This window comes from Micrococcus sp. EWR3.9.1 (assembly GCF_052615555.1).
Genome location: NZ_JBQXFD010000038.1, coordinates 1 through 2,930 on the forward strand (window position 1 = coordinate 1; position 2,930 = coordinate 2,930).

4 protein-coding genes are annotated in these 2,930 nt (G+C 68.5%); all 4 read left to right on the forward strand.

The features are described 5' to 3' along the window. Nucleotides 1–713, forward strand: a 713-nt coding sequence (gene arsB, locus ACUJ8O_RS11410) for an ACR3 family arsenite efflux transporter (protein ID WP_445373396.1), incomplete at its 5' end; no start/stop codon positions are given. A gap of 23 nt (nucleotides 714–736) precedes the next feature. Continuing rightward, nucleotides 737–1,165: an arsenate-mycothiol transferase ArsC gene (locus tag ACUJ8O_RS11415; protein ID WP_036336808.1), complete on the forward strand. Its 429-nt coding sequence runs from the start codon at nucleotides 737–739 to the stop codon at nucleotides 1,163–1,165. A 26-nt stretch (nucleotides 1,166–1,191) separates the two neighbouring features. Further along, nucleotides 1,192–2,532, forward strand: coding sequence for an FAD-dependent oxidoreductase (locus ACUJ8O_RS11420; RefSeq protein ID WP_445373397.1), 1,341 nt, complete (start codon nucleotides 1,192–1,194; stop codon nucleotides 2,530–2,532). Between the two features lie 98 nt (nucleotides 2,533–2,630). Next, on the forward strand, nucleotides 2,631–2,930 hold a 300-nt coding region (cmtR, locus tag ACUJ8O_RS11425; RefSeq protein ID WP_170748272.1), incomplete at its 3' end, for a Cd(II)/Pb(II)-sensing metalloregulatory transcriptional regulator CmtR.

The following is a 2,930-nucleotide window of genomic DNA, read 5'->3' on the forward strand; positions in this document are numbered from 1 at the left end:
CCGGGCTCGCACGCTGCATCGCGATGGTCCTCATCTGGAACGACCTCGCCTGCGGTGACCGAGAAGCAGCTGCGGTGCTGGTCGCGATCAACTCCGTCTTCCAGGTGATCGCCTTCGGTGCCCTGGGCTGGTTCTACCTCCAGGCGCTGCCGTCCTGGCTGGGGCTGCCGACCACGTCGGCCGAGTTCTCGATCGGCGCGATCGTCCTCAGCGTGCTGATCTTCCTCGGGATCCCGCTGGTCGCAGGGTTCCTGACCCGCATCCTCGGTGAGCGAGCCAAGGGTCGGACCTGGTATGAGGAACGGTTCCTCCCGAAGATCGGCCCGTGGGCGCTATACGGGCTGCTGTTCACCATCGTGCTGCTGTTCGCCCTCCAGGGCGACGCGATCATCTCCGCACCGGGAGACGTGGCCCGCATCGCCCTGCCGCTGCTGGTTTACTTCGTCGTCATGTTCCTGGGGTCCTTCCTGCTCGGCCGCGCGATCGGCCTCGACTACGCGAAGTCCACCACCGTCGCCTTCACCGCCTCGGGCAACAACTTCGAGCTCGCCATCGCCGTCGCCATCGGCACCTTCGGCGTCACCTCCGGCCAGGCCCTCGCCGGCGTCGTCGGCCCGCTGATCGAAGTCCCCGTCCTCGTCGCCCTCGTCTACGTCGCCCTCGCTATGGGGCGGCGCCTGTTCCCCGGCGACACCACCGCCCCCACCCGATGACCCCACAGAAGGATCTCCTCCCGATGACCACGAAGCGCCCTTCAGTCCTGTTCGTCTGCGTGAAGAACGGCGGCAAGTCCCAGATGGCCGCCGCCCTGATGCGCCACCACGCCGGTGACGCGATCGAGGTCCACTCCGCCGGCACCCGCCCCGGCACCGCCCTCAACGCCCAGTCCACCGAAGCGATCGCCGAAGTCGGTGCAGACATGTCCTCCGCCGTCCCGCAGCCGGTCACCCCCGAGCTGTTGCGAAGCGTCGACCACGTGATCGTCATCGGCGACGAAGCCGTCATCAAACCCGTCGAGGGCATGACCGCGCCGGTCACGACCTGGTACACCGATGAACCCTCCCAGCGGGGCATCGAAGGGATGGAGCGCATGCGCCTGGTGCGCGACGACATCGACATCCACGTCCGCAAGCTCCTGACCGACCTCACCCAGCCCTCGACCTGATCCCGTTCCGCGATCAAGGAGATCCCATGCTCACCACCTCCACGACCTCGCATCCCGTGGCCATCATCGGCGCCGGCCCCATCGGATTGGCCGCCGCCGCCCACCTCGCTGAGCGCGGCCTGCCGTTCCTGATCCTCGAGGCCGGGACCGCGGCAGGAGCCGCGATCGCCGAGTGGGGGCACACGCGGCTCTTCTCGCCGTGGCAGTACAACCTCGACGCCGCCGCACAGCGTCTCCTCGAAGCTGCCGGCTGGACCGCACCCGACGCCGACGTTCTCCCGACCGGTCACGAACTGCGCGAGCATTACCTCGAACCGCTCGCGCAGCTTCCCCAGCTCGCCGAGTCGATCCGCTACGGGGCGCGGGTCACCGCCGTCTCCCGCGCCGGCATCGACAAGACCCGCACCGCACGCCGCGAGGAGACCCCCTTCCTCGTCCGGATCCAGACCACCGACGGGCACAGCGAAGACGTGCTCGCCTCCGCGGTCATCGACGCCTCCGGCACCTGGTCCACGCCCAACCCCCTCGGACAGGCCGGGCTCCTTGCTCCCGGCGAGCAGCAGGCCCGCGCCGCGGGCCACATCACCGCGCCGCTGCCTGACGTGCAGGGCCGCGACCGTGACCGCTTCGCCGGCAAGCGAGTCATGGTGACCGGTGCCGGCCACTCAGCCGCCAATACCCTGCTGGACCTCGCGGACCTGGAGGCCGACACCACCATCATTTGGGCCGCTCGCACCGCAGACCTCACCCGCGTCTACGGGGGCGGCGACCAGGACGAACTCGCAGCCCGAGGAGCGCTCGGCTCGCGACTGCGCCAGCTGGTCGACTCCGGACGCATCGCGGTCCTCACCTCCTTCACCATCACTCGCTTCAGAGCCGACGACACGTTGACCGTCCACGCTGTGACCCCGGACGGGGAGCGAGAAGTGAGCGTCGATGTGCTGGTGCCCGCCACCGGGTTCCGCCCTGATCTCGGAATGCTCTCCGAACTCCGCCTGGCCCTGGACCCGGCCGTCGAAGCACCGTCCCAGCTGGAGCCGCTGATCGATCCCGAGTTCCACTCCTGCGGATCCGTCGAGCCTCACGGTGAGCGAGTCCTCGCCCACCCGGAGACGAACTTCTACATCGTGGGGATGAAGAGCTACGGCCGCGCCCCCACCTTCCTCATGGCCACCGGCTACGAACAGGTCCGCTCCATCGCAGCAGCCCTGGCCGGCGACCGCAAAGCAGCCGACGCAGTCCACCTCGAACTACCCGAGACCGGCGTATGCACCACCGACCTCGGCGGCGGCTGCGACGCCCCAGCCACAGCCGGCGACGCCTGCTGCAGCAGCCCGCAACTGATCGAGCTCCCCGTCGGCCGATGAGCAAACAGCGGGACGGCACGACGTTCTGTGCCGCCCCGCTGGGGTATAGCTTTACGAGGCGACACTGTAAGTTCAGCTCATACTGTATAGTTCAGTGAATGCTGACTATCGCCTCTCGTGTTGATGTGATGAACCGGTTGGGCCGAGCGATGGCCGACCCCACCCGGTCGCGGATCCTGATGACCTTGCTGGAACGGCCGGCGTACCCGGCCGAACTAGCGCGAGACTTGGGGCTGACCCGGTCGAACGTGTCGAACCACCTGGCGTGCTTGCGGGACTGCGGGATCGCGGTCGCCGTGGCCGAGGGCCGCCAGACCCGATACGAGATCGCCGATGCACACCTGGCGCGGGCGCTGACTGCTCTGGTCGAGGTCACCCTCGCGGTGGATGAGAGTGCT